Raw genomic sequence first — 25,793 nt, forward strand, 5'->3', positions numbered from 1 at the left:
ATGATCCTTTGCCGGTTTCTTCGAAACGCTGCTTTTCCATCCCGCTGATCTCCAAAGTGGTTTGGTTCGATTGTATTAAGGTTTTCCCCTTTTCGTCAATCCCAGTTGTTTGTTTTTCAACAATCTCCGGTATTGATGATGGTGAAAGATGATTCGCGTTGGTATTATTACCATTTCTGACAGAAGTTTTCGAGGTGAGCGGGATGACCTTTCGGGACCAGCCCTGGCGAACCGGGTCAAAAGCGCTGGTTTTTGTGTCGTTTCCACCACTATCCTTGCTGATGAGTTAGATCAGATCAAATCATGCCTGATCGAATGGTGCGACTCGGGTAATTTTGACCTGATCCTGACAACAGGCGGCACGGGTTTTGCGCCGCGGGATATTACCCCCGAAGCCACATTGGCCGTCCTGGAAAAAAGTGCCCCCGGCATTGCTGAAGCAATGCGAGCCCAAAGTTTGAAAATCACCCCTCATGCCATGCTCTCCCGTCAACAAGCCGGCATAAGAAAGAAAACGCTCATTATTAATTTACCTGGCAGCCCCAAAGGAGCAGTTGAAAACCTCGAGGTTGTACTACCGGTGATCCCCCACGCCATTGAATTGCTGCAGGAGAACCCTGCGGCAGAGAAAGGACATCAAAAAACATAAGAGGAAAGTGAACTATGGCAGAACATAATACCGAGTTACGCAATGGTCATAAACGCACTACCGTAAAGTTGGATCCAGGCGAAAGCGTAGCCCTTTGCCGATGCTTCCAATCAAAAGAATTTCCTTTTTGTGATGGTACTCATAAAACATTGGATAGCGATTTAGGTCCAGTAATTGTTCAGGCGCCCAAACCGTCAGAAACAACAAAATAGCCCTTTTAATTAGCGTTCGTTTTCCAGAGCTTTTTGAAGATCATCTCCATTGCGGATGATGCGCAGCGGGATTCCATAGGCTTTCAACCTTTCGAAGACCCCGCATTCCTTAGGGTGTGCACCAAAACTTGCCGGGTCTAAACCGATGACCACTGGTCTCAGGTCCTTGCGCAAAAGGATCTCTATCGCCAGTTCAAGGACTTCGGAGCAAATGGCTGTGATTATCACCACAGTACTGCCTTTGGGAATCTGGCTTGTTTGGCCCTCAATCAAGCCGGTAATGGGTAAACTCCCCTCCGGCTGTAGAAAAGCCAGGGTTTCCAGCAACTTTCCCATTTGCCTCACGCCTTTCTCGGCGGGTAAGACACTCAACGTCTGGGCTGCACAGGCAAAGCCCACCGAGCGGCCGTGCTTTAAGTAATAATCCGCAACTGATGCGGCGCAGGAAACCCCATATTCAAATGAATTTGGTGGTAATGGAATGATCAGCTTTTGGGGAATGATCCAGTAATGATTGGCTCGATCAATTCGTTGAGTGTCGGCCATTGCCGAGTGAGTGCCAGCTTGTGCATCCAGCAAAATCCATACATCCGCCTGCGGGTCTTGTTCGAATTCTTTCACCATCAAGCGGTCTTTCCGTGCCGTCGTCTTCCAATGGATTCTATTCAAGGGATCGCCGGGAGCATATTCCCGGACTCCTGCCGCATAAGGGGTAACTTCAAGGCTTTTCCGCCTTAATGCTCTCCCCCCCGGTAATTCGCCACCCGGTTCTGGAAATTTTTGCAAATTTACCATATAGGGGAAAACTAGCAAGGTTTTATCGGCAGGTATGATTTTATTTACTGCGAAAAATCCAAACGGATCACCCGAAATCAAAACCGTGGGCCCAAGACGAAATGCTCCTCTCTGGATCAATAATGTCCTGGAAAAATAGGAGCGGCTCTGCCTGGGACCGATACCTGAAATGACTCGGGATCCCTGTTTCTCAGGCAATGGAGATAAATCTTTAACTTCAATCCACAACCTACCGTACCATGATTCGTTGTGGACTTCAAATCTTTCTTCAAAAATCTGCCCTACTGGCAACCTGAGCACTCGCGCACTTCGTACAACACTTAATCCGCCCAATGCCAGTACCGCCCACAAAAACGCTATGGTTATCAATGCCAGTAAAAGGTATATTATCCGATAATATACAAACACAGTTGGTTGTTGGGTTAAATAAGCCCCAACAAAGGAGCCGGCGAGCAGAAGGACGAAGATAAAAAAAGGTGAACGGATTTTCATGCGGTTGAAGGCTGAAATGCAAGGTCCCCGCCCGGAACCGGCACCAGCGTAACCAGCTCGTGAACAATCTGATCGGCGCTCAAGTTCCTCAACCTTGCTGACGGTTGAATAACCATTCGATGAGACAGGATATTTTCAGCCAATACCTTGATATCGTCCGGAAGCACATAATCCCTTCCATGAATAGCCGCCCTTGCCTGCCCCGCGCGGAATAAACCAAGGCTTCCTCTTGGACTTGACCCCAGGTAAACATCTTGATTTTCACGGGTTGCCCGGGTCAATTCCACAATATATTGCCGTAAAGAACGGGATACATACACCGTTCGAATAATCTGTTGAACTTCCAGCAATTCGTCCACTTCAACAACAGGTTCCAATTCTTCGATCGGATGGCGCAATTGTTGAAGCTCCAAAATTTTCATTTCATCATAGAGAGAAGGATAACCTATTTTGATACGCATTAAGAAACGGTCTAATTGTGCTTCAGGCAGTGGAAATGTACCTTCATACTCAATCGGATTCTGTGTGGCTAAAACCAAGAATGGAACAGGCAACGGGTAGGTAACACCATCCACAGTAACCTGACGTTCCTCCATTGCCTCCAACAACGCTGACTGTGTTTTTGGAGTGGCGCGGTTAATTTCATCTGCCAGGACAATTTGCGCCATGATCGGTCCCGGTCGAAATTCAAACTCTCGGGTAACCTGATTGAAGATGGAAACTCCAGTGACATCACTCGGTAGCATATCCGGTGTAAATTGGATGCGGCTGAATTTTACCCCAAGGCTCTTTGCCAGGCTTCGGGCTAAAATTGTTTTACCAACTCCCGGCACATCATCAATCAAGAGATGCCCCTGACAAAGCAGGCTAATAATGACCATTTCAAGGGTATGTGTTTTACCCACAATGACTTTTTCCAGATTTTCCATAACCCGTTTTGAAAAGGATTGAACTTTTTCAATGTTCTGATTCATTCAGTGCTCCTCACCGAAATTTGATTGCCATTACAACCGTGATTAGACAAAATATCAAAGTGCCCAAACTGGCCCAAAGAACAAGAGGAAATGCAGTTGGAAGATACCGGAAGGTTATAATGTGATTTCCAGCAGGAACACATACACCTTTAAACAGATAATCAACTCGTTCAACCGAAGCGCTTTGTCCATCAATGGTTGCATCCCATCCCGGATACCAGCTGTCAGCAAAACGAAGCCAGCCGGTGGAATTGGTTCTTACAGCAACTTCAATCAAGTTGACCTCATCACGCAAAACCTCAATAGTGGTATTTGCACCAATCTGATCAGATGCAATTTTACATTGATCTTCCGCCTCAACAATTATACACTCCTCACCATCAGAAAATTCCATTTGTTGTAGAACCATTGACTTAAGAACATTTTCATCCTTTCCGGCAACTCTTTGACATGCCCTCCACATTATTCTTGATTGGGGTTGCAGAGGTATTACATGCCAATCAAGATGATTCCCTAATTGGACAACACTTCCCACCCCGATTTTCTCAAGATAATTTTGACTTTCAACGGGGACAAGATTATTGAGCCAATCCATCCACTGGTTATAACGGTTGGTCACCAACGGATCGAAATTATTGACCATTGGAACACCAAGTAATAAATTCATATTTGGAAGAGGGAGTAATTTAATTTCATCCCAGTTCGAATTTGCATTAAAGTCACTAAACAAAAGGTATTTTTCAAATTTCAACCGATTTTCTACCGTGGACGGGATATAAATCCTTGCATGATTCTCAAGAGGTTTGGAAACAGACGCAGAAGAATTGAAGAAACTTGCTTCCATAAACGGGTTCGAATAAGCCCCTGCTACCCATAAATCCACTACCATAATCCCAACGGCAAAACCTTCCCACAATTTTCTTCTCTTGTGGTTGAATTCACCTTCCCCTGGCGTAAATAAAGCCAGTATAGAGATCAAGAATAACAAAACCCCAAAGGTCAGGAACGAACGTATAAAGGTCTGTTCGATTTGTGGCAATACAATGCCAGCCACCATCGCCCCAATCCCCACAGCCACACTCGCAGCTGCTAACAAACGAAGTCTCTTAATCCCTGCCGCCGTTGGATACCCCCAGGAATGAGCTCCAAGACCGGCGAGTAAAGCCAGAGAAAAAACCGCCAACAACATCCAGCGAGTGGGAGCTTGAAACATATCAAAACCGGGGACATGGCGATATAGCCATGGAAATACCGGCGTGTTTTTCCCCAAACTTAAAACAATCGCAAAGATAATAATCATCCAGAGGAATTTGACCATTCGCCTTTTTTCATAATCAAAATCTGCGACCGGCTTTCGGCTGAAAATTAAATTAAGTGAATGCAAGGATAAAAGAATGGGCAGTAAACCGATGTAGAGAGCGTCCTCCCAGTACGCCCCAAAACCCCAATAATTTCCCCTACCGGGATTACCAAACAAATCCGGCAATAAGAAACCAAGCAAACGCCATGGCCAAAGAGAATAGTTCATGGCATATTCATAATCCACTGCATCGGATCGCTGCGATTGAAGTAAATATTCAAGAGTTGGTATCAGTTGCACACTCGCAATCAAAAAAGCCAACACCATTCCCAAGGCAAAAAGGGTCACAATTTTCAGTTTTGTTTTCCACAAGGATATTTTGGCTACGCGAAATACAATCCACGATCCAGCAAAAACAAACGAGTAAAAGGTTAATTGAGCATGACCCGCCAGCAATTGGTTTGCAGCTATCAACGCCAGCCCAATCATCCACTGCCATTGTTGAGAAAACTTTTCGGATTTGATCAACCGCTCAATCGCCCATATCAACCATGGGAGCCAGACACCAGCCCAGATCATGCTGAAAAAAGATGCACGTGCAACAAAATACCCGCAAAAGCTGAAAGCCAGTGCCGCAATTACCTGGCCACGAGTATTGACGCCCATCTCCCTCAGAAGCAAGGCCGTGCCAATTCCAGCAATCCCCAGATGAACCGCAACCAGCAAGGTATAAGCCCACGCTAAAGCTGGCGCTCCTCCTGCCAAATAAAAGGGGTAAAGGATCCATGATAAGGGGTATAGAAAAGCCGTTTGATAATTGGCAAAAAGCGGCGCCCCCATTCCATTTAAAGGATTCCAGAAGGGAAAGACACCCTCGCTCAATAATGCATAACCATAAGTCCGCCAAGGGATAAACTGAAGCCCGGCAGTCCCCCAAAAAATCACCTTCCCTTCAAGCAGCGGAATCAGGAAAAGTATAAACGGAGCAAGAAAAACAAACCCATAAACCAGATTACCGCTTTTACAAAGAAGTTTCATTCGATAACTTTCCTTAATTTTTAATTATTGGACTAACCTTGTAGATGATATATTTGCTGTTTTCCGTAATTTTATTTAGAAATTCCATTTCTGAACCCGGTTTCATGAACCTCGGAGTTTTCGACTTACTTAAAATCCAGTAGTCCACCTGTTCCTCCTTCAAGAATTTAAAAAATTCAAGCGAATTACCTTTTAAAAATAAAAGATCCACTTGTTCTCTGATCAGTTTAGCTCGAATACTTTCCGGGCCGTGGCCGATAATCACGCGAACTGGAGCATGCGCTGGAAGTAATGTGGATATTTCCCAATCTGCAAGAACCACAGACTGTTCTGGTATTAATTTTCTTACACTTTCAAATAATTGGACTTCTTCCTTATGCAGGTAGAGGGGAAAAGCCTTTGCAGAAATAACGTCCAATGATCCAGCGAGAAGAGTAAATGTGGTAACAAAATTTATCAAATACCAGGACACCCAAAGTTTTCCTAAACGATTTCTAATATGGATTAACCCGTTGATTGCCAGGATACTTAACACAACAAAACTGCCCTCCGCTAAACGTCTTTGGAGAAGATATGGAGCATATATAAGAAATGGAAGAAGGCAAGTCCATGTAATTAATAGACGGAATTTCGGCCGGGTGTTGTTATTGAGGATACCCACAATCGCAAAAGGGATGATTAAACCGTAAGCCAGGAAATACTCAATCACCGGTGGGGAAAGAATGACATTTTGAGACTGCCACGCTTTTAAAAACGGATCGAGACGAAAGGCAACGAAAGTATATATCACCAGAGGGGAAGAAACCAAAACGATCACGATCAACTTCAACATGTGATCATGTAGATACTTCTTTAAATCATTAAAACCTCTCCTACTGGCCAGGACCAACTCAACCAAGTTGTAAGCAGAGAGAATCAACCAGCCAATAGGTACAGTAAGGGGTTGCATAAAAGCCAGCAGATTCCACAAAACCCCAATGATCACACTTTCCTTCAGGGAGTTGTTTGAATTACTTTCCAGGAATTTTGCTAAACCTATAAATAAAAAGCCTCTGGCCCAAACCAAATGAGGAATTGAAAGAAAAGATAAAAAACCAAAGGTTTCAGGCGAATAAAACTCTAATGGCAGGTATGACCATATCTTATTCAATCCCAAAAAATACAAAAATCCAAGCCCTCCTCCAAATGTAGATAAAATCAACGCTAAAAATCGGCCTGGTGTTTCCCGAATAAAAATTGAGGCAAACCGATAAACTGCATAAAGACAAAAACCAATGCCCACGATACGAAACAAATGGAAAAGAAATATTCTTGTGTGATAGTCGCCATCAGAACCCACCAATTTTCCTAAAAGGAGATATGGGAAGAATGCCAAAAAACCTTTTTGCGGAAAGGCAGTATATGGGGTTTTGAAGAGCCAGGCCCCTTTTGCCCCCGCTAACATTTTTGCCAGATAAGAATTTCCATCTTCTACCCCAATTAATAGACCTGTGTAAAAAAAATCATTGCTCGAATTAAGCCAGCCAACTAAATAAGGAAAAGACGTAATCACAGCTATTATTAGCCAAGATAAAGAAAGACCAATCTTTTCACTTTTCTTCATGGGGCCATCGAAAAGAAAAATAAAGTACCAAACAAAGCCATGCAATAATACTTAATCCCAACCCAATAAAGACCAATCTCGGTCTAAACTCTAATTGTACGGTGTGTTCCCCGTTGGGTAAATTTATAACGGGGAAGAGATTTTCCTTCAAAGTGAAAGATACCGGTTGCCCATCCATACTAATCATCCAGCCCGGATAATAAACATGAGAAACGAATAACCGGCCCGGTCCACTGGCAGTTAGATCAAGTTTATTGGGTTGTACTTTAAGATTGTCAACAGGCAACCGTTCACCTTCATAGTCTATCCATGCTAATCCAATAAAATGGGGGTTCTCGTAAACTCGGCTTTCTGAAAACCGAGCAACCTCATTAGTCTTCAGCGCCGGAATGTCAAACTCCGACACGATAAATCGAACCCCAAGCAGGCTCATTAATTCCAGATCCGGTGTGTAGTTTCGATTGTCTGTTTTTGGATCATCGTTCGGGAAAGGTGGGAGAGTCACGCTATAACGGTCAAGAGGTATGCCGCTTGCCCGGATAAAAAATTCCTGAAATGTGTTCAGGATCAAAGGATCCACGCCATTGACCATTTTGATATTTTGGAGCGCCGCAATATGTTGAGGAATGCTGTATGAGGGTGAATAAATTCGGAATTCACCGCTTTGTGATTTCAAGAATTCAACCACTGCCGGATTTTCGGAAAAAACCTCCGCCCGGGTTTTCCATTGAATGCTTTGCTGATTAACCAGCGATAAATCCACAATTAACAACAAGATCAATATTTTTACACCCTGAACGATCAAGTGCCTTTTACGCTCCACTAAAGCAATTAGAAAAATAACGCTCAACAGGTTGAAAAAACCCCAGATTAAGTTTGTCGATATTTTCTGCCCCAATAGAACGAAACCCAATCCAAAGAAACCCGTAAAAGCCGCAAAAGGCGTCATAAAAAAGACCGGATCTGGGCGAAACAGATTTTCTCTTTCGAGCAAGTCATGTAGACCCCACGCCGCAAGGATTGCAAATCCCATTCCCCCTAAAAAGTAAAAACGGGTGGGTACTCGCAATAAATCCATGCCGGGTAAAGTTGACAGGATTGAAAAGAATGGTAACGTATTCCCCAGGGAAAGCAGCAGGCTGAGAAGAACTACCAGCCACCAGAATGCGGTTTTCTTACGAAGGCCCGGGATGGATATTGAATAAATAGCAAGGCAAAAAACGAGAGCACCGGGGTACAGAACCCATTCTGCAAAACCACCAAAATCCGGTATCCACAAACCTAAAATCTCTTCAAAGGGTAAAGAATTCACTGCGATGTCACTTTGATTCATTAGAGATCGCGTCGAAAGGTGGGTATATTCGAGTAATGGCAACAACAAAACCGATGCCAGCAGCAAGGCACCCGCGAAAACCAATGGAATTTCGGTAATTTGGTTGGTGATCTCGACAATGGTATTTGTTTTGCGCCTTCGAATCAGGTCATAAACCAACCATCCGGCCCACAATAAAACCGCATACGCCACCCAGCGCACATCCGCCAGAGCAATCAGCCCTAATATGCCGGCAGAGATCAGCCAGCGAGATTTATTTTGATTAGCCATTTGATTATATACAAGCCAGGGTGTCCAGCAAACGGCATAAATCAGGGTGATATGCCCGGCCGCGAAATGAGCAAACAACTTCGGCATCAATAAGAAAGCAAGCGCCCCTAAAATACTGGCTTCTCTGCGCAAATTTTGATAAACCAGAAACCGTTTAATTCCAACGGCTCCCCAAAACAAATGGAGCATCACAAGAATGTTAAAACCAGTAGGGTATGGGAAAATGTAAGCCAGCCAACCCGGCGGATACCATAAACCTGCCAGCGGATTGGCCGCAAAGGGATAACCGCCCAAAATCAGTGTTGACCAAAAAGGAAATGTCCCATGATTTTTGATACTATCCAGAAGATAAATAGCGTTTGGCAGATGAGTAATGGTTAAGTCTGAAAACCCCGAATATCTCGGATAAAAAAAATATTCCGCGCCGATTAGCCATGGGATTAAGGGAATTACCAGGATTAACCACTCAAATTTTTTTCGGATCATGATCCCTGCCGTGTTTCAAGAATAATGAAACGATCATTTTGATACACAACTGGCAATTTCTCCATCCATTTTGAAAATTTAGAAAGATTACCACGGGGCCAAACGAGGTATTCAATCTGATATGATTCGACAAAGTGGCTAAATTCACCTTGACTGATTTCCCCGTCATAAAATTGCTCAAGCCAATCTTGAGTCATATTGGCATAAACCGTCTCAAAAGGATGACCATAGACCACTCGACAATTTGTATAAGCCGGTACGAGTAAGCCCAAATCAGCCGGTGTAAGTATCACCGCTTTACGAGGGCAGACCTCCCGGTTCATCCATTCTAAAACGGCAAACTCATCCCGGCTGAGATAAAGAGGCGACCGATGTTGTGTATAAGCCTGTAACGCGCCAAACAGCAAAAACAGATTTGTAAGCAAAGAAAGCGGTAAAATCAACCAGAACCATTTTCGGAATCGGGAGATCCGGTTTTTTGTAATCCTGCCCAACCCAATCAAGGCAAAAATCCCCACAGGAATAAACCAACCCAATAAAAACCGCCTTTGAAGCGCAAAGGGAAAGTAAGCCAGACCAACCCCGCTGATCAACCACGCTGCGACAAGATTGAGATTCTTGTCACGATCCTGAACAACCCATAATCCAATACCAATCAAAGCCAACAAAAGTAGCGGTGCAAACGAGAGCAGAAGTACCCAAAGCGAGGGGGTCGGTGTTTGATTTTGAGCATTCCAATCCCTCAAAAGAGGATCGGAAAGGATCGCAAAATATTGATAAACCAGCACAATACCGGCCGGTAACAAATAAAACAAAGGTAATTTCCATTGAATCTTTTCGCTCTGAAACCACCTGAAAAAATTATAGACCACAATTACCGCAGACCCGACCACAACACCAAAAGGTAAAACGATCGCGAGGATTACCCCCAAAAATGGATCAAACCATTTTACCGAACGGTTTTCTTGAATTCCCGAAAAGAACATCAACAATAATCCAACCCCAAAGGGAAAGTGCGGATTGGCTATCATGCTTAAAAAGGGATAGGCCTCAGCCACCCAAAAATCCATTGTAAAAACACCCAGCGGACCGGCTAACCATCCGAATCCGGAACCAAACAAAATCACAAACAAGAGATAGGAAAACACACTTTGAAGCCACCTGACCTGAATCGTCCGAAGAAACATCTCAATACCGAAACATAAAAAAAACCCTGCTGCAATTCGGGCCAGATGAAAAACGAGTGTGGGTTGCAACGAGAAAATTCTGGCAATATGTCCAAGAAAGATATAAAACAAGAAAAGAAACGCACCTGCCCCTTCTTGAGAAGTATACGGCAAATGAAATAACCATTCTCCACGTAAGCCAATTTGCATCTTCGCCAGATAGCTGAATCCATCAATCGGATTCAACAAAAATCCACTGTAAATATAATGTGCATCCTGGAGGAGTAAACCTACCAGGAATGGCAACCCACTAAAAATCACAGTAAGGAGGATAATAAATCGAGATATTTTTTGAGGCATAAGGGAATTCGATTTGAAGTATACTTGAGAAGAAATGTACCTGCAATTGAAAATGGACATCCTAATCCGAAACCAGCATCACGCATAAACTTATGAGTCAATCCTTTCACTTGTTTCAATTACAAAAAGTGGATACACGGCTGGATCAAATTCAGCAGCGTATCAACTCAATCCTGCAGGAAATTGAGAATGACGCCCGCTTAAAAACGGCTCAAGAACAACATCGTCGGGCTTTGGAAAAATTCAACCAAATTCAACGGGAATTAAAAAAAATTGAACACGAAGTTGAAATCCGTCGGTTGAAACTAGAACAAAGCGAAGCCAATCTATATTCCGGGAGGATAAAAGTCCCAAAGGAATTACAAGATTTACAAAACGAAGTCGCGTCCTTAAAACGCAGTATTACCACTCTGGAAGATCAGCAGATTGAGATCATGATTCAGCTGGAAGAGGCAAAAAACGAATTTGACCAACTTCAACAGGCACTCTTGCAGGTTGAAGCTGAAGTCGCTCAAAGCCACGCCGGCTTAATTGGCGAAAAAACCCGACTCGAAAACGACCAGCAAAGGTTATTAACCGAAAAACAGGTAATCCTTTCCCAAATCTCCCCCGCCACACTTGCCGAATACGAAAAACTCCGCGAAAAAAAACAAGGTATTGCTGTAGCATCTGTGGAAGACTCTTCCTGCAGCGCTTGTGGGGCAGGCCTTACCCCTGCGCAATGTCAGGCCGCTCGATCCCCCTCCACCATATTTTACTGCCCTTCTTGCGGCAGAATCATCTACGCAGGATAAACCATTATGTTTGGTTTAGATAACTTCGCACTGGATCGGCTTTCCTTCTGGTTGGGTTTCATTGGCGGTACGCTTTTCTGGTTGTTACTCAACCGGCTGTGGAAAGGATTACCGTTTATTCGCCAGACCGTTCAGCAGATCATCGAAGCCAATCGAAGAAAAACCATGTCTGGCGTAGAAAGTGCACTCAGGCAGGATGCCCTCCGCAGAGCTCAACGAAATCATCTGAGCGCTTCTTTGTTTTCGCTGGACGAGATTGTTGTTGAACCCCACCTACTGGCACCACCTCCTCAAGCCGACCCACAAACTACCCTGTCGGTCGAACGGTATGCCTTTCATGTGATGCCATATTTGCCTGAATTTCCAGAATTTGCCACCCGACTCGGCTGGCCACGTTTGACCATTTTCGAAGCTCTGCAGGGAGGCACTCATCTAGCTCTGCTTGGCGAAGCCGGCTCTGGTAAATCAACCGCGCTGGCATTTATCACCTCCTTGATTGCTCGCCAAGACCAGAAAGCGGCTCATTGGGGAGAGTATTTTCCAGTTTATCTTCACATTCTTGACCTTGAGTTCCAAACTTCAAACCAGAAAGACTTACTTGATCCTATCATCAAATCTCTTTCCGCGTCCGCACCAGTAACTTCTCTACCTCAAATTCCAGGGTTTATTCGCAGCGTGTTCAAGAATGGAAAAGTGATTTGTGTGTTCGATGGTCTTGATGAATTAAACAAAGAGCAATTTCTCAACGTTCAATCTTACCTGAGCGAACTGATCTCTCAGTATCCATCCATCCGCATTATTACAGCAGTAAACCATCAATACCTCGATGGCTTGGGTCGGCTTTCCTTTGAACCTTTTGTTTTAGCCGGGTGGACCAAGGACGAGTTGACCAATTTTATCAATCGCTGGGGGGTATTGTGGAACAATCTAATTGGGATTGCCGCCTCTCAACAACAAAAACTGGAAATTTTAGATAACCTTCTGGTCACCAACTGGCTCGGTTATGATCCGCTTTACTGTACACCTTTGGAATGGACGCTTAAGGTTTGGGGAGCATTCGCCGGTGATTTGCAAGGGGCTGAAGAATTTACCACCCTATCAGCGCATCTCAGCCGGGTGACTCACTATCGAGTTCCCCTCGCAGCGATGAGTGTTCTCGCAAATGCAATGATCCGAGACCAATCTCCCACTATTGAATATTCGGATGCAGAAAAAGCCCTTTCTGAATTCCGTTTGGATAAAGACGAAGAGGCCAGACTGATTGAAGAGGAAAAAACAACCAATCCATCCTCTTTACAGAAAGAAATGGGAGCAAAGTCTGTGACCTCCGGCAACCGAATATTATCGATTCTGCTCGAAGCAGGAATCCTTGCAGAACATCAAGGAGACCGTTTAAGATTTTTCTCACCGGTTTGGACGGGTTACCTTGCAGCTACTCAACCTCCATCCCATCCAATCGTTCCACCCATGCGGCTGTACTCGTCATTGGATGATGCGTACTACCATTACTTGACGATCTTACAACCGGACAACTGGCTGGATGCTTACCTGCAAAGAGATGAATCCCCCTTCTATACCAATCTGATCAACGGTCTGCGTTGGATTAAAGACACGCCATCCAACCATCCCGCTCGATCGCTGGTATTGAGAAAATGTATATCCTTCCTCCAGAATGAGATGATGCCGTACTCCTTGCGAGCCCGTGTTTTAGCCGGTTGTGTTTCCTCAAACGATACGGCTCTAACCCTGCTTTTCAAACAATTTCTCGCCAGTGCTTCCTCGACAATGCGAACCCTGGCTGCCTTAGGATGCGGCGCTCTGCAGGACACCAAAACCATTCCTAATCTAATTTCACTGCTCAATGATGAACATCCTGAAACCCGAATGGCCGCCTGTTTTGCACTGGCGTGTTTTGATAACCCAGATGCAGAGAAAGCAATTCTCAACTGTATTCATTTTGCGGAAGAATCCTTGCGTCTGGCAGCAGCGGAAACATTGACTATGAATGTTCGTAAGGGGCACGCCCGCCTCAAAGAATTAACTGAATCAGAAGATTTGCTGGTAAGAAGATCTGCTGTGTTTGGTTTTTCTCTAATTCAGGAGGAATGGGTAGTGGATTTATTGGAAAAGATGGCCGTGGAAGACAGCCAATGGGTTGTTCGTAACGCCGCTGGTCAGGCTTTGGAAAACCGCCAAAAAGCCAATCCCTTCATTCCGCCGCGTCAAAAAGAACCCGCTGATACTGCCTGGTTGATTGCGTTTGCCGCCAAAAGAGGGGTAGGCATTTCCAAAGGGGATACAGCCATTCCCTTACTTCTGGATGTTTTAGCAAGTGGTACGGATGAAGAAAAAATTGCTGCCTTGTGGTTTTTACGGCATCACCGCCAGAATTCGGTGATTTCTCAACTTTATCCGTTATTATATTCTCCACAAATTGAGTTGAGAGACACCGCCAATTATGCCCTCTGGTTTATGTCCATATGTGATAACTGAGCCGTTTTAAGAAGGAATTTTTACCAATCTCCCAATAATTTGCTGAACCTGATCCACGCTCACACCGATGATGCTGATTAATTTATGGGAGGTATTTTTTCCGCTAATGATTTCAAAACGATTCGAGGGTACGTCGAAAAGATTGGACAAAAACTTTATCAGATCTGCATCAACGGCCGGATCCTCTTTGGGATTTACCAATCCAATTTGCAAAGTTCCATCCGGCAGCACTTTTTCAACCTTATTGACCTTTGCATTTAGATGCAAACTCACCGTGATAGCCGAACCGGATTTTGCATCATGAAAGCGGTTGTTTTTTGAATTCGTCATTGCTCTACCTGAGTGAAGCCAATAGAGAGATTAACAAGGTCTGAACGACTTGAATTAAAATAATCAGAATTAAAGGACTGAAATCAATCATCCCCACTGGAGGCACTACCCTGCGAATCGGGCTGAGGAGTGGTTCGACAATACGATCCAGATTGGCACGAATGGGATGGTAAGGCGACATAAAGTAGGACAGCACCACGCTGACAATCACCACGATAAATAACACACTTCCGATTGCTTGAATTAATGTGATTAATAGATCAATCATCGTTCAATCCTTTGAATAATCTCTTGGCCCCAAAATTGCCTGACCTATTCTTACGATGGTAGCCCCTTCCATGATTGCAGCCGGAAAATCGGCACTGGTTCCCATTGATAATTCAGTCAGTTTTAATTTTGGCAATCTTTCCTGTAAAAAATCACGCATTTGACGCAGTTTACGGAAATAACCCTGCGCCTCTTGTAAGGTAGCAGTTAGGGGGGGCATTGTCATTAAACCGCAAATCTGAAGATGCGGAAATTGCTGAATTTGGTCAATTTCGGGAATCAATTCAGACCAGTAGTCGGGGTCACTGGCCAACCAGCCATATTTGGAAACTTCACCCCCAACATTAAACTCCAATAACACCTTCAGGAATCTGTTTTGTTCTGCAAGAAGTCGTTCCAGTTTTTCCGCAATCCGCAGACTGTCTAAAGAATGCATCCAATCAAAATAAGCCGAAACCAGTTTCGCTTTTCGGCTTTGCAGGTGACCAATCATGTGCCATTCGATCCCCTCCACATCTCGAAAAGCGTGGATCTTCTCCATTGCTTCTTCTGGATAATTTTCACCAAAACTACGGATGCCGGCATTGATGGCAGATTCTACTACTTTCAATGGCTGGCTCTTGGAAACAACCACAATCCGAATTTCTTCCGGTTTTCGGCCGCATTTCAAAGCCGTGTGTTGGATTTCTTCCTGCACACGCAGATAATTACTTCGAATTTCCTCAACACTCAATGGCATCTTGCCAGACAATCCTTCATGATGGTCGTAATTTGATTAATGCAGCAAACCGGCCGGTTTTTCCCTGTTCGGCACGATGAGAAAACCATCGTTTCAAATCACAGGCGGTGCATTGCTGCGCAATTTGAATGGATTTTACCCCAACTTCCCTCAAAAGAATTTCATTTGCTCTCCACAAATCAAAATGAATATCTCCATTGGCAGCCTGAAGAACTTCACCCACTTTATTGCCAAAAGTTTCTGCAACCTCTCTGGCAACATCCTCCTTGATGATGTAATGGTCAACGCCGATGGAAGGCCCGATCCCCGCCAGAATATCGGCCGGTTTGGATTGAAAACTTTCCTGCATAAACTGCACAGTCTTGGATGTGATTTTCTGAACCGTACCCTTCCATCCGGCATGGATCAAACCGATTGCCCGATGAACGGGATCAAACAATAAAATCGGGACACAATCCGCGAACCGCATCAACAAAGTAACGGAAGGATTATTGGTCACGATCGCATCTGCCTTTTCATGAGGGTGATCCAGGGGGCGAGGCTTATCCGAATACAATACCATGTCAGAGTGAATCTGCCATACATCAAAAATTGAAGTAACTTCTATCCCCAATGCTTCAAAGATGCGTCGGCGGTTTTCAATCACATTCTCACGGCTATCACCCACCGTCCCCCCCAAATTGAGAGAATCCCAGGGCATTGGGCTTACCCCTCCCTTTCGGGTAAATACAGCCTGAACAACCTCATCCCCCAGCAAATCAAATTTGAAAAACTCTAAGCCGTTGATCTCAACAAATGGCATAATACCGCTACCCTTGTGATTGAATTTGAGAAACTACAGTTTGTTTTTGGGTCAACAATGCCCTTGTTTCACGCATACTTTCTTCAATCATCGGGAAGAGATACCAGCCAGTCGTACCCCCAAACAGAACCCCCGTAATCGTTCGTAAAATTGGATTGCTCTCCCGCAACACCGGTAATTCAGACAAAAAAGACAGCAGGCTGGGTAATTGCGAAAAGCCGTCAATACCAATTGGCACCAAGCCAAAAATGATCCAGAGATACCAGGGCAACGACTTGATCTTCCTACCGGTGAGAGAAAAAATCAACCCAAAGGCCAGTAAAGAACCATAAATTGCAACATCGCGTTGACAAAGGGCAACTTTATAACCAATCCTTCCAGCCCCATAACCAATTTCCTCCATTCCCGTAAATTGACGGGCAAACGCCAGATCCGCCGGGGATACATTGAACAGTTGCTCATAGGTGGCCATATTCTGCACTTCGGCGAGACTACGCGGATAGTAAGGCTGCATTCCAAAAAGGAACCAGGATCGAAAAGTCAATTGATGACACAAGGGACTGTAAATTGTGTAAAGCACCTTAGCAGGAGCAGTTAGCCCATTCAATGCCAGCACTGGGGCAAAAAACGGCAGCCCAACATACAGGAAAATAAACAAATTAATTAAAAGCATATAACGATGGCTCAACCATAACGATATTCGATCAGCCGAACTGACTTTTCTGCCCCGCTGTATGCGTTTTGAGTAGCTTTCATCACCCACTGCATTCAGATGTCTGGCGCGATCCAGCGCTGCCCCTAAGGTTACACGCAACCGTTGTTCATCAAAGGGAGAACCGAGTCGGTACGGCCCAACCTGGACAACCGGCGCATCTTTTCCATACGCCTCCTTTAACCCCTCATCCTGATCAATGATTACCACCGCCAACTTGTGTGGATAATCATTGCTCAACCGATGAAGCATCTCCACAACTCTTTCTGCGGCTGGGTCGTCTTGCCTTACAAATACGGTCACCACCATCATCATGGGGCAGCTCCAATTTTTTCTAAATAGGATGATAGCAATACCTCATCCAATTGTCCAACATGGACACCTCTCAAGATCCCATCCTCATCCACAAAGTAAGTGGTTGGGAAACCAAAAACCTGAAACTTTTCGGCAATTTTCCCATCGGCATCCAGCAGGATTGGAAAGGTGATCTCTCGCTCTTCGATAAAACGACGAATGACATTCACGGATTCATTGTAATTAACCCCCAACACCACAATTCCGGAGTTTTGGCGGTAAACTTCCTCAAAAAGCGGCATTTCGGCTTTGCAGGGGTCACACCAGGTCGCCCAAAAATTCAATACAACCGGCTTTCCGACAAATTCCGAAAAGGTTAATTTGTTTCCATCCAGGGATTCGAGTGTAAAGTCCGGAAAGCGTTGACCGGATTGGGGAATTTGGCTTTCGCGTTGAGCTGTCAGAGATTGATTGCCACCCCAAAAAATGAGTACTCCGACCAGACCGCCAAACACCAGACCGCCCAAAAGCAATGCTGCTGTCTTCCAGCTCACTCTGCTTTGCCTCAAAGTCCCAAATCAATAAAGGTACCGAACTGAGCTAATTGATTGAAGACACCCAAAAACAACATGATGCCGACAATAATCATCAACACCCCCATGGCTTTTTCTATATAAAACATGGCTTTACCGTGCTTACGAATGAGGTCGGTTACCCAGCCAATTCCCAAAGCTGCCAGCAAAAATGGAACTGCCAGCCCGGCCGAATAAAATCCCAATAAAACCAAACCCTGATTTACTGAACCACTATTGATGGCAAGGGTGAGAATCATTCCCAAAACAGGTCCAATACAAGGCGACCAGCCGGCGGAAAAGGTCACCCCCAACAAAGCAGAAGAAAGCAAACTGCGATTTTGATGAATTTTGCTTTGAGGTCGCAGATCATATTCTAGAAAATTCAGGCGAAGCAGCCCGGTCATATGAAGGCCAAAAATAATCACGATGATTCCGCCCAGTTTCGCTAAAACCGATCGAAAATCATACAGCAAACTCCCCACAGCCGACATCGTCAAGCCAAGGGTCAAGAAAACCGCACTGAAACCCAGGATAAACGCCAGGCCGTGTAGAAGGGTATTGAGGGTGTTTACCCGACTGGGGTTAGTTTGCGCTGCAGCCACCGACCTACCGCTCAAATACCCAATATAGGCAGGAATCAATGCAAAAACACAGGGTGAGAGAAAAGAAGCCAGCCCCGCCAGAAACGCTAAACCTGCCGAAACATTTACGGTAACCATATCCTCTCCAAATTCATTTCTCAATCACATCAACGATAGTCCCACCTGGCATACCTACCTGCACATCTCCCGGGTCAAGGGGGACAATCGGCGTAGTCCATCGAAAGATAAAATGGGCATCTTCGGGTGCGCAATTGATGCAGCCCCGTGAACGAGGCGTTCCAAAATCGTTATGCCAAAAGGTAGAATGAATGGCAACTCCCTCGCCGGTGAAGAGTGTCGTCCAGGCAACCCCCGGTAGGTCATATCCTGTACCGGTCTGCCCGCCGCTCATGTGAATGGAGATAGACTTCCTCCAGATCGGATGAGATCCAAGCGGTGTCCGCCATGCCTCAACAATTTCTCCGGCAGCATTCCAGATTGCCCCGGATGAGATCAGACAGGAAAACACCTCGCTCCGTCCCTCGTAACAGGATAAAATCTGACGGGTGGGGGTCACATCTACCACGATGCGCTTGTTTTCAACTTCAGGATGGATCGGTTCGAGTTCTTCTGGTTTGAGGGGACGGAATGCTTCGGCAGCCGCCCAGAAGACATCCCCATAAGAACCAAAACGCTCATTTACTCGATAGAGAATCTGTCCCTGAGAATTGGTACGAACATCATCTACCCAAAGAATCTGGCTGTAATACAACCGCGGAACCGTGTTGTATTCAATGGTATACTTCAACCACGGCGAAGCCGGTGACCGGTTTTCCAGAAAAATTTGAGTGTGTGGAATCGTCACCTCAACCCACATGCCTCGACCAATACTACTCATGGGCAAGTCGGTGATAGGCTGGTTGGGTTGATTCTTGACCGGCTGAAGACTGGGGGCATAAATATAACCATCCGGCGTTTCAACCCAACGCCGGCTTTGTCTTCCCAACGGAGCTTCACCAATCACCTCGCGCAGCCAGATCACAACCGCATCCTCATACAACTCACCCAGCGAGTCCGCATCAACCGAGGGCTTTTTACGGATGTTAACCTTCCCCACACACACTCTTCCCAGCCGCTCAGCATCTGGCCATTGCTGGAGCAACTCGCCCCACACTCGCCACGGCCGCAACGCCAGACTCCCCAGACTCAAAAAACCTGCCTTGAGAAAGTCCCTTCTAGATAGACGAGTTTCTGCCCATTTCATAGTCAAAAAGATAACCAGAAAAATCTAATTTGTCAATCAATCTTCAATTAAAAGCACATAAGAGTTCAGGAAACCAGCTCTCCGCTTGTGATCAATTTTTCAACCCGTTCGATTTCAGGCGCCCACCAGGCATCTCCCTCCCGGTAAGGCACTTTTTCTCTTATAGAAGTCCACAACTGCTGAGTTCCATGCCCCAATCGAAATTGAGGCATTTGCCTCATGCGTAAATCCACTGCACGTGCAGCCGTGAACAGCTCAATGGCCAAAACTCTTTGGGTATTGCGTAAAATTTGCCAGCAGTGACGGGCTGCGGTCATCGCATTGGCATTGTGGTCTTCCTGCCCGCCAGAAGTCGGTAGAGAATGAACGCTATCGGGATGAGCCAGCGTTTGGTTTTCCAAAACCAGTGATGCGGCAGTGTAGTGGGGCATCATCAGACCAGAATTTAAACCGGCAGCCTCAGGAGAATCGACCAGCATCGGTGGAAGTCCCCCATTCAACTTGGCATCCAATAACCGAAAAATTCTTCGTTCAGAGATGGCAGCCAGCTCTGCCAGGGCAATTCCCACATAATCCATCGCCAGACCAATGGGTTCGCCATGAAAATTTCCACCGGAAAGTGCTACACCCGGTTCAAACAACAGGGGATTATCCGTGGCTGCATTTAATTCAATTTGAATGATGCGCTCCGCAAATTCGATTGTTTCTAAAATCGTCCCATGTACCTGTGGAGTGCACCTTAAAGAATATGCATCCTGTACACGACAGGCTGCGTCGAGAAAGGTGCTACCACCGATGTCCTTGCGGATCTCTTTGGCTATGCGCATTTGACCGTCATGGCCGCGCGCTTGATGAATCCGTTCATCAAAGGCAGCCGAACAGCCCAATAAAGCCTCCAAACTCAGGGCAGTGGCTTTATTTGCAATACGGATGGATTGATAAGCATCATAAATAATCAAAGCCGCCATTGCAGCACTGAAGGTCGCACCATTGTTGATAGCCAGTCCTTCTTTGGGGCCTAAAATCAGGCGCGGAATTCCAGCCCGATTCATTGCCTCTTTTCCGGTCAAAATCTCTCCTTCGTATTCCGCCCAACCCGATTCTTCATCAAGGTCGGCTTCATCTGTTGTAAAAACCAGTGCCAGATGAGACAACGGGCTAAGATCACCGGATGAACCCAATGAGCCCTGTTGAGGAACCAGCGGGGTAACCTTCTTGTTGAGCATTTTTATCAGGGTTTGAGCCACCTCTTCCCGGACACCCGAATACCCTTTAACCAATGTGTTCGCCCGCACCAGCATCGCGGCCCGCACAACATCGGCTGGCAGTGGCTCTCCTACCGCTACCGCATGACTTAAGATCAAATTCCGGCTTAGCCGGTTGCTGTCCTCAAGCGGGATCCGTTTTTCGGAAAAGATTCCAAAACCGGTATTGATCCCATAAACGGCTTGATCGGATTTCAAAATCGTCTCTAAAATTCGTCGGGACCGCCTTAAGTTTTCGATCCCTTGAGGGGCAATCTCTACTTCTTCACCATATCGGGCAACCGAAACGACGCTGTTGATGTCAAGATGATTCCCGTCAATTAGTATCATCAAAAAACCTCTTCGGTCAGAAAAGAAAATGTCCTAAGACCACACACCCCAATGGGACGGTGAGGTTGTCAATATCCTTCATCGGCAAGGACTCAATGGCTGTGGCGATAAGAGCCAATCCGGTTACCGGCAACAACAAAGAAGATAAAGAATGAGAAAGTTTACCAGAAATCACAAACACAGACAGAATCACAATTGAAAATAACCAACCGGCAAAAAACATGGCGGCGGTTCCAAACCATGTCTTTCTGGGTGACCAGGGAAGTGGTTTTCCCGGTATTCTTTTACCAATTACATCCGCCAGGCCATCACCACCACACATCATCATCAAAGCCGTAATGCCAATCGGAGAATCATACCAGTAGACTATCGTTAAAATCACAAAGACTATTCCGTAAAGAAGTGGTCCTCTCAAAATTTCACGCGGATCCCCGCTGCGTGACATTCCATCCACGGCTGCCTGATCGCGTATAACCCCAATTCCAATCAAAAAAAATTGAATGGTAATCGCAAAAGGCACCAGCGCAGCCAGCCAGCGAGAGGATGACTGATCGGTAAACAACAACCAGCATAAAACAAATATCGGGCCTGTACCGGCATGGATGATTTTTCTGCTCAGTTGAGAACTGATCCAACCACGGTGCGCAAGAAAATCGTTAAAGCGCAGCCATAGCAAGGCCAAAGCAAAGGTAACTACCAGTGCCAGCAAATTATTTCCAAGCATCCTCACCCCTTGCCATGAATGGGAAAAGGATCGCCCTAAAAATCACGCCCTCTTTCCCTTTCCATTTCTCGCGTCTGGTCGCGTTTGGCAATCTCATGGCGTTTATCATAAAGTTTTTTTCCCTTTGCCACGGCAATTTCTATCTTAGCTTTACCATCTTTCAAGTATACCTGAACGGGCACAATCGTTACCCCCTTTTGACGCACCGCATTCCACAGTTCGCGAATTTCGCGCTTGTGCAGAAGAAGTTTTCTCGGACGGCGAGGATCATGATTGAACCGATTCGCCTGTTCATAGGGGGCAATATGGGCGTTGATCAGCCAGGCTTCCTTCCCATCGGTTTGAACATAAGCCTCTGCTAAACTGATTTGCCCGGCTCGAATGGACTTGATTTCACTTCCCTGAAGCGCAATTCCGGCTTCGTAGGTTTCGAGTAAAAAATACTCAAAACGTGCCTTTCGGTTTGTGGCGACCACTTTCATTGACATACCAGCGATTTTAACACATCTACTTCCAGCGGACTATGTTCAACCCCGACCAGAAACGGAATATAGCAAAAAACAACAAAGCCCATCGAATTCCAATGATCGAACTTACCGACGGGCCAATTAACGACCCCAGTAAAATTCCTGCATTGGCAAATAGATTAAACCACGCAAGATGGGCAGAACGAGTTTCCGAAGGGGCTTTTTCCAGCACAAAGTTGAACATCGTGCTGCTTGCCAGCCCCCATCCAGTGCCGCCCAATAAATGGGCTGCCAGATACGGAACTGGCGTATATGACAGGCTTAAAATAAACGGATATCCCGAAAGGAAAATCAAACCAAGTCCGGTAACTTTCTGATTTCCAAAAATTCCCACCAACCGTGAAACCTGACTGGATATGATCAGCATTGCCAGAAAAAATATGGCATTGGCTATACTGATGGTTTGATCAGACACTGCCAACACCTTTACCGCAAATACAGGAAATAAAGGGAGCGGAAGAAATTGCGCCAAATGAAAAGAAAACATCATCCACAAGACCGATCGAAAGGGGCTCTTGAGGATTTCCAAATGCAGGGAATTGTTGGCAAGACTTTGGATGTTTTTTGAGGGATATTTTACCCCTCTGGTTTTCTCTTCTTGATCGTGATTCATATCAAATTGATTATTGGAGAATGGTCTTTCATCGGTCGCAGGTCGAATCAAGCCCAAATGCAAAGTGGACAGAGCTGCACTGAAAAAACCAATTGCAAAGACAATCTGATATCCCAATGGAAACCGGAAATGATCCAGGATATAGCCGCAGGTAAGAGAAGTGAGAATCGAGATGATTGCAAAAAATACATTACGAATTCCCGCAATTTGAGCGCGATCCTGAATGGGTATTGCTTCCGCAAACAACGCGTTAAAAGCCACGCCTAAGCCGGTGGCTGGTATGTACATCAGGAAAACCATTACAAGGATTATTGGGATTTGGAAATCAACTGACAATCGAGCGGGAATCAGGAAGAGTGGAAGATAAAAGAGGCGCATTAAAAGCGCAGTAATCAAGGTTGCCCGGCGTTTGGATTGAGGCTCTATCCACACCCCAAATGGTAACGAGAAAAGAATAGCCATGATTGCTGGAGCAGCATTGATCAAACCGATTTGTTGAGCATTGGCCCCAATCCGGGTTGCATAAACTGCCAAAAACGAAAGCGCACTGCCGTTCAAAACCCCAAACCAGATCACATCGGCATAAAAATGATAATAATTGCGTTTTACTTGTGGAGATGCTTGTGGTGGTAAGATTGAAAACACGTGAAATGCCATAGCGGAGCTCAGGCCAATGAATATTCAAACTCAGTCACATCAATCAACTTATCGCTCATTATTCTTGCTTAGACCGGATATCGTCTTTCTCAACCATGGTTCTTTTGGGGCTACGCCCATACCTGTTTTTGAACGCTATCAGTACTGGCAAAGAGAACTTGAACGCCAGCCGGTTGAATTTTTAGGACGCAGGGCAAGAGACCTTTTGTCACAATCACGGGCAGCCTTGGCCGAGTACCTCCACACCCAGCCCGCTAATCTGGTTTACGTCACCAATGCCACGACCGGTTTAAATATCATCGCCAGAAGCTTAAATCTCACCCGTCAAGATGAGGTTCTGAGTACGGATCACGAATACGGGGCTTTGGATCGAACATGGCGATTCCTTGCTCAAAAACGCGGTTTCAAGTATATCAACCAGCCGTTAAACCTGCCAGTAAAAAATCCAGACCAAATTATCGCAAACTTTTGGGCAGGGGTTTCTCCCAATACCAGAGTAATTTTCATCAGTCACATCACTTCACCCACTGCTCTAATTCTTCCAGTTCAAACCATTTGCAAACTGGCTCGCCGGCAGGGTATCCTCACGATTGTTGACGGAGCACATGCCCCCGGTCAAATCGAGCTCAACCTGGAAGACCTTGGTGCTGATTTCTATGTAGGCAACCTCCACAAATGGCTGTGCGCCCCAAAAGGTTCTGCCTTCATTTATGCTCACCCCAATGTTCAGCACTTGATTGAACCTTTAATCGTCTCGTGGGGGTGGGAGAGTGAAACTCCCGGTGAGTCCCGCTTTGTAGATTACCTTGAATGGAGCGGCACACGTGATATTTCCGCATTTCTAACAGTGCCAGATGCCATTCACTTTCAACAGCAGATGGGTTGGAAAGAATTGCGGCAGAGTTGCCATCAGATGGCTGCTCAGACCCGGCAAATGATTGAAGAGGTGACAGGCCAATCGGCTTTGTATCCGGATAGCCCTGAGTGGTATATGCAGATGGGCACTGTGCCGCTGCCCGAGAAATTGGACTCGGCTGCTCTTCAGGATCGGTTGTATCGGGAATTTAATATCGAAATACCTGTTACAAGGTGGCGAAATCGCCATTTGATTCGTTTTTCCCTTCAGATTTACAATGATGAATCGGATATTCTTGCTTTAAAGAAGGCTCTCTCTGTTATACTTTGCAAAGTTTGATTCAAAAATTCATAGAGGAGGACATGGATGACTGAGATTGCACTGGCTTTGGGTGGCGGCGGTGTGAAGGGAATTGCTCACATTGGCGTTATAAAACAATTGGAGAAGGAAGGCTTCAAAATTCGCGCCATTGCGGGTACCAGCGCAGGTGGAATCGTCGGTGCTGTTTATGCCGCCGGCATTAGCCTTGACTTGATTATCTCTGAACTGGGGATGGTTAATCAAAAAGATTTCTTCTCCCGGAAACCCCATGATCCGCCCTCGTTACTTGGTCTGGCAGGTCTGGTCAATTTCCTCAACAACTACCTGGAAGGTAAAAACTTCTCAGATTTATCCATTCCTCTGGCATTAACTGCTGTGGATATCCGCTCCAAGCAGGAAATCATTCTGAACAAAGGCAGTGTGGTGCAGGCTGTGCTCGCAACTGTTGCCATTCCCGGTGTCTTTCCGCCAGTCTTCTTGAACAACATGGAGCTGGTGGATGGGGGGGTACTGGACCCGGTACCCGTTGCCGTTGCCCGCTGGCTGGCGCCTCATTTGCCTGTCGTTGCGGTTTGTCTCTCGCCCTCCCCCGAAGAATGGCGCGAAATACCAGAGTTGAGTGTGCCAATTGACCCCCCGCTTCCGCGTCCCATTCTTCAGCAAATAACCCAATCCAGAATTGCTCAGTCCTTGAGAATTTTTGTCAACTCCATGGACATTACCAGCCGAATGGTCACTGAATTGCGCTTACAGGTTGAAAAGCCGGATGTAATTATTCGCCCCGAAGTCCATCACATTGCCCCATTGGATCGGGTAAATCCGCAGGAATTGCTGGAAGCGGGTGAAAAAAGTGTGCTGGATATTCTGCCCCGTTTGCACGAATCGCTTGCCTGGTATTATCAGATTGTCCGCCGTTTCCGCGGTGCTCATCCTCCCGGAAAAGTTTTAGAAGAAGACCTCAACGATTAAAT

The 25,793-nt window shown here is 45.7% G+C and carries 24 protein-coding genes; 6 read left to right on the forward strand and 18 right to left on the reverse strand.

From position 1 onward, the window contains the following. Nucleotides 1–148: 148 nt before the first annotated feature. Nucleotides 149–649, forward strand: a complete 501-nt coding sequence (locus tag AC812_RS16645; protein ID WP_061916833.1) for a MogA/MoaB family molybdenum cofactor biosynthesis protein — start codon at nt 149–151, stop codon at nt 647–649. A 14-nt stretch (nt 650–663) separates the two neighbouring features. Next, a complete protein-coding gene (locus AC812_RS18485) occupies nt 664–861 on the forward strand; it encodes a CDGSH iron-sulfur domain-containing protein (protein ID WP_082149097.1) in 198 nt (65 codons plus the stop codon). 9 nt (nt 862–870) lie between these two features. On the opposite strand, the gene AC812_RS18415 is transcribed toward AC812_RS18485, so the two are convergent. From AC812_RS18415 to AC812_RS17920, 6 genes are all read right to left on the reverse strand, one after another. After that, a complete protein-coding gene (locus AC812_RS18415) occupies nt 871–2,148 on the reverse strand; it encodes a DUF58 domain-containing protein (protein WP_061916836.1) in 1,278 nt (425 codons plus the stop codon). Next, the gene (locus AC812_RS16655) at nt 2,145–3,122 is read right to left on the reverse strand and encodes an AAA family ATPase (protein ID WP_201797711.1); all 978 of its coding nucleotides are present in this window, start codon (nt 3,120–3,122) and stop codon (nt 2,145–2,147) included. Before AC812_RS16655 ends, AC812_RS18415 begins: the two co-directional genes overlap by 4 nt. A gap of 10 nt (nt 3,123–3,132) precedes the next feature. Beyond that, complete coding sequence (locus AC812_RS16660; protein WP_061916839.1) at nt 3,133–5,460, reverse strand: YfhO family protein; 2,328 nt, start codon at nt 5,458–5,460, stop codon at nt 3,133–3,135. A gap of 13 nt (nt 5,461–5,473) precedes the next feature. Further along, nucleotides 5,474–7,063, reverse strand: a complete 1,590-nt coding sequence (locus AC812_RS16665; RefSeq protein ID WP_169787335.1) for a hypothetical protein — start codon at nt 7,061–7,063, stop codon at nt 5,474–5,476. Next, nucleotides 7,050–8,588: a hypothetical protein gene (locus AC812_RS16670; RefSeq protein WP_145962562.1), complete on the reverse strand. Its 1,539-nt coding sequence runs from the start codon at nt 8,586–8,588 to the stop codon at nt 7,050–7,052. The genes AC812_RS16665 and AC812_RS16670 overlap by 14 nt, the downstream gene beginning before the upstream one ends. A 560-nt stretch (nt 8,589–9,148) precedes the next feature. Beyond that, nucleotides 9,149–10,678, reverse strand: a complete 1,530-nt coding sequence (locus AC812_RS17920; RefSeq protein ID WP_145962563.1) for a hypothetical protein — start codon at nt 10,676–10,678, stop codon at nt 9,149–9,151. A 92-nt stretch (nt 10,679–10,770) separates the two neighbouring features. Between AC812_RS17920 and AC812_RS16680 the strand changes: the two genes are divergently transcribed. Together AC812_RS16680 and AC812_RS16685 are read left to right on the forward strand one after the other, a co-directional pair. Beyond that, complete coding sequence (locus AC812_RS16680; protein ID WP_061916851.1) at nt 10,771–11,472, forward strand: zinc ribbon domain-containing protein; 702 nt, start codon at nt 10,771–10,773, stop codon at nt 11,470–11,472. A 6-nt stretch (nt 11,473–11,478) separates the two neighbouring features. Next, nucleotides 11,479–13,965 (forward strand): HEAT repeat domain-containing protein, encoded by a 2,487-nt coding sequence (locus AC812_RS16685; protein WP_061916854.1) that lies wholly within the window; start codon nt 11,479–11,481, stop codon nt 13,963–13,965. Nucleotides 13,966–13,971: 6 nt separating this feature from the next. On the opposite strand, the gene AC812_RS16690 is transcribed toward AC812_RS16685, so the two are convergent. The 12 genes from AC812_RS16690 to AC812_RS16745 all read right to left on the reverse strand — a co-directional run bounded on the left by AC812_RS16690 (nt 13,972) and on the right by AC812_RS16745 (nt 23,645). After that, nucleotides 13,972–14,295, reverse strand: coding sequence for an ACR/YggU family protein (locus tag AC812_RS16690; RefSeq protein WP_061916856.1), 324 nt, complete (start codon nt 14,293–14,295; stop codon nt 13,972–13,974). A gap of 4 nt (nt 14,296–14,299) precedes the next feature. Further along, nucleotides 14,300–14,563 carry a YggT family protein gene (locus AC812_RS16695; RefSeq protein WP_061916859.1) on the reverse strand — a complete coding sequence of 88 codons (264 nt, stop codon included), beginning with the start codon at nt 14,561–14,563 and terminating at the stop codon, nt 14,300–14,302. A gap of 3 nt (nt 14,564–14,566) precedes the next feature. Beyond that, the gene (locus tag AC812_RS16700; RefSeq protein WP_061916862.1) at nt 14,567–15,301 is read right to left on the reverse strand and encodes a YggS family pyridoxal phosphate-dependent enzyme; all 735 of its coding nucleotides are present in this window, start codon (nt 15,299–15,301) and stop codon (nt 14,567–14,569) included. Nucleotides 15,302–15,317: 16 nt separating this feature from the next. Continuing rightward, entirely contained in the window at nt 15,318–16,103 is a 786-nt protein-coding gene (gene pgeF / locus AC812_RS16705) for a peptidoglycan editing factor PgeF (protein ID WP_061916864.1), read from the reverse strand. Nucleotides 16,104–16,110: 7 nt separating this feature from the next. After that, complete coding sequence (locus tag AC812_RS16710; protein WP_061916867.1) at nt 16,111–17,130, reverse strand: DUF2085 domain-containing protein; 1,020 nt, start codon at nt 17,128–17,130, stop codon at nt 16,111–16,113. Further along, entirely contained in the window at nt 17,127–17,663 is a 537-nt protein-coding gene (locus AC812_RS16715) for a TlpA family protein disulfide reductase (protein WP_169787336.1), read from the reverse strand. Before AC812_RS16715 ends, AC812_RS16710 begins: the two co-directional genes overlap by 4 nt. 11 nt (nt 17,664–17,674) lie before the next feature. Beyond that, entirely contained in the window at nt 17,675–18,403 is a 729-nt protein-coding gene (locus AC812_RS16720; protein WP_061916873.1) for a cytochrome c biogenesis CcdA family protein, read from the reverse strand. A 13-nt stretch (nt 18,404–18,416) separates the two neighbouring features. Continuing rightward, nucleotides 18,417–19,529, reverse strand: coding sequence for a L,D-transpeptidase (locus tag AC812_RS16725; RefSeq protein WP_082149099.1), 1,113 nt, complete (start codon nt 19,527–19,529; stop codon nt 18,417–18,419). 65 nt (nt 19,530–19,594) lie between these two features. Further along, the gene (gene hutH, locus AC812_RS16730) at nt 19,595–21,124 is read right to left on the reverse strand and encodes a histidine ammonia-lyase (protein ID WP_061916880.1); all 1,530 of its coding nucleotides are present in this window, start codon (nt 21,122–21,124) and stop codon (nt 19,595–19,597) included. A 16-nt stretch (nt 21,125–21,140) separates the two neighbouring features. Next, complete coding sequence (locus AC812_RS16735; protein ID WP_061916883.1) at nt 21,141–21,848, reverse strand: diacylglycerol/polyprenol kinase family protein; 708 nt, start codon at nt 21,846–21,848, stop codon at nt 21,141–21,143. A 35-nt stretch (nt 21,849–21,883) separates the two neighbouring features. Continuing rightward, a complete protein-coding gene (gene smpB, locus AC812_RS16740; protein ID WP_061916887.1) occupies nt 21,884–22,336 on the reverse strand; it encodes an SsrA-binding protein SmpB in 453 nt (150 codons plus the stop codon). Between the two features lie 19 nt (nt 22,337–22,355). Next, nucleotides 22,356–23,645 (reverse strand): MFS transporter, encoded by a 1,290-nt coding sequence (locus AC812_RS16745; RefSeq protein WP_061916890.1) that lies wholly within the window; start codon nt 23,643–23,645, stop codon nt 22,356–22,358. 16 nt (nt 23,646–23,661) lie between these two features. On the opposite strand from AC812_RS16745, the gene AC812_RS16750 reads away from it, so the two are divergent. Further along, nucleotides 23,662–24,840, forward strand: a complete 1,179-nt coding sequence (locus AC812_RS16750) for an aminotransferase class V-fold PLP-dependent enzyme (RefSeq protein WP_061916892.1) — start codon at nt 23,662–23,664, stop codon at nt 24,838–24,840. Nucleotides 24,841–24,867: 27 nt separating this feature from the next. Then, nucleotides 24,868–25,791, forward strand: coding sequence for a patatin-like phospholipase family protein (locus tag AC812_RS16755; protein ID WP_061916894.1), 924 nt, complete (start codon nt 24,868–24,870; stop codon nt 25,789–25,791). Nucleotides 25,792–25,793 lie beyond the last annotated feature (2 nt).

Source organism: Bellilinea caldifistulae (assembly GCF_001306055.1).
Taxonomy (GTDB): Bacteria; Chloroflexota; Anaerolineae; order Anaerolineales; family Anaerolineaceae; genus Bellilinea; species Bellilinea caldifistulae.

Coding starts and splice junctions, on each gene's coding strand:
- AC812_RS16645 (WP_061916833.1), top strand. CDS start 149: ATGATTCGCGTTGGTATTATTACCATTTCTGACAGAAGTTTTCGAGGT.
- AC812_RS18485 (WP_082149097.1), top strand. CDS start 664: ATGGCAGAACATAATACCGAGTTACGCAATGGTCATAAACGCACTACC.
- AC812_RS18415 (WP_061916836.1), bottom strand. CDS start 2,148: ATGAAAATCCGTTCACCTTTTTTTATCTTCGTCCTTCTGCTCGCCGGC.
- AC812_RS16655 (WP_201797711.1), bottom strand. CDS start 3,122: ATGAATCAGAACATTGAAAAAGTTCAATCCTTTTCAAAACGGGTTATG.
- AC812_RS16660 (WP_061916839.1), bottom strand. CDS start 5,460: ATGAAACTTCTTTGTAAAAGCGGTAATCTGGTTTATGGGTTTGTTTTT.
- AC812_RS16665 (WP_169787335.1), bottom strand. CDS start 7,063: ATGAAGAAAAGTGAAAAGATTGGTCTTTCTTTATCTTGGCTAATAATA.
- AC812_RS17920 (WP_145962563.1), bottom strand. CDS start 10,678: ATGCCTCAAAAAATATCTCGATTTATTATCCTCCTTACTGTGATTTTT.
- AC812_RS16680 (WP_061916851.1), top strand. CDS start 10,771: ATGAGTCAATCCTTTCACTTGTTTCAATTACAAAAAGTGGATACACGG.
- AC812_RS16685 (WP_061916854.1), top strand. CDS start 11,479: ATGTTTGGTTTAGATAACTTCGCACTGGATCGGCTTTCCTTCTGGTTG.
- AC812_RS16690 (WP_061916856.1), bottom strand. CDS start 14,295: ATGACGAATTCAAAAAACAACCGCTTTCATGATGCAAAATCCGGTTCG.
- AC812_RS16695 (WP_061916859.1), bottom strand. CDS start 14,563: ATGATTGATCTATTAATCACATTAATTCAAGCAATCGGAAGTGTGTTA.
- AC812_RS16700 (WP_061916862.1), bottom strand. CDS start 15,301: ATGCCATTGAGTGTTGAGGAAATTCGAAGTAATTATCTGCGTGTGCAG.
- pgeF (WP_061916864.1), bottom strand. CDS start 16,103: ATGCCATTTGTTGAGATCAACGGCTTAGAGTTTTTCAAATTTGATTTG.
- AC812_RS16710 (WP_061916867.1), bottom strand. CDS start 17,130: ATGATGATGGTGGTGACCGTATTTGTAAGGCAAGACGACCCAGCCGCA.
- AC812_RS16720 (WP_061916873.1), bottom strand. CDS start 18,403: ATGGTTACCGTAAATGTTTCGGCAGGTTTAGCGTTTCTGGCGGGGCTG.
- AC812_RS16725 (WP_082149099.1), bottom strand. CDS start 19,529: ATGAAATGGGCAGAAACTCGTCTATCTAGAAGGGACTTTCTCAAGGCA.
- hutH (WP_061916880.1), bottom strand. CDS start 21,124: ATGATACTAATTGACGGGAATCATCTTGACATCAACAGCGTCGTTTCG.
- AC812_RS16735 (WP_061916883.1), bottom strand. CDS start 21,848: ATGCTTGGAAATAATTTGCTGGCACTGGTAGTTACCTTTGCTTTGGCC.
- smpB (WP_061916887.1), bottom strand. CDS start 22,336: ATGTCAATGAAAGTGGTCGCCACAAACCGAAAGGCACGTTTTGAGTAT.
- AC812_RS16745 (WP_061916890.1), bottom strand. CDS start 23,645: ATGGCATTTCACGTGTTTTCAATCTTACCACCACAAGCATCTCCACAA.
- AC812_RS16750 (WP_061916892.1), top strand. CDS start 23,662: ATGAATATTCAAACTCAGTCACATCAATCAACTTATCGCTCATTATTC.
- AC812_RS16755 (WP_061916894.1), top strand. CDS start 24,868: ATGACTGAGATTGCACTGGCTTTGGGTGGCGGCGGTGTGAAGGGAATT.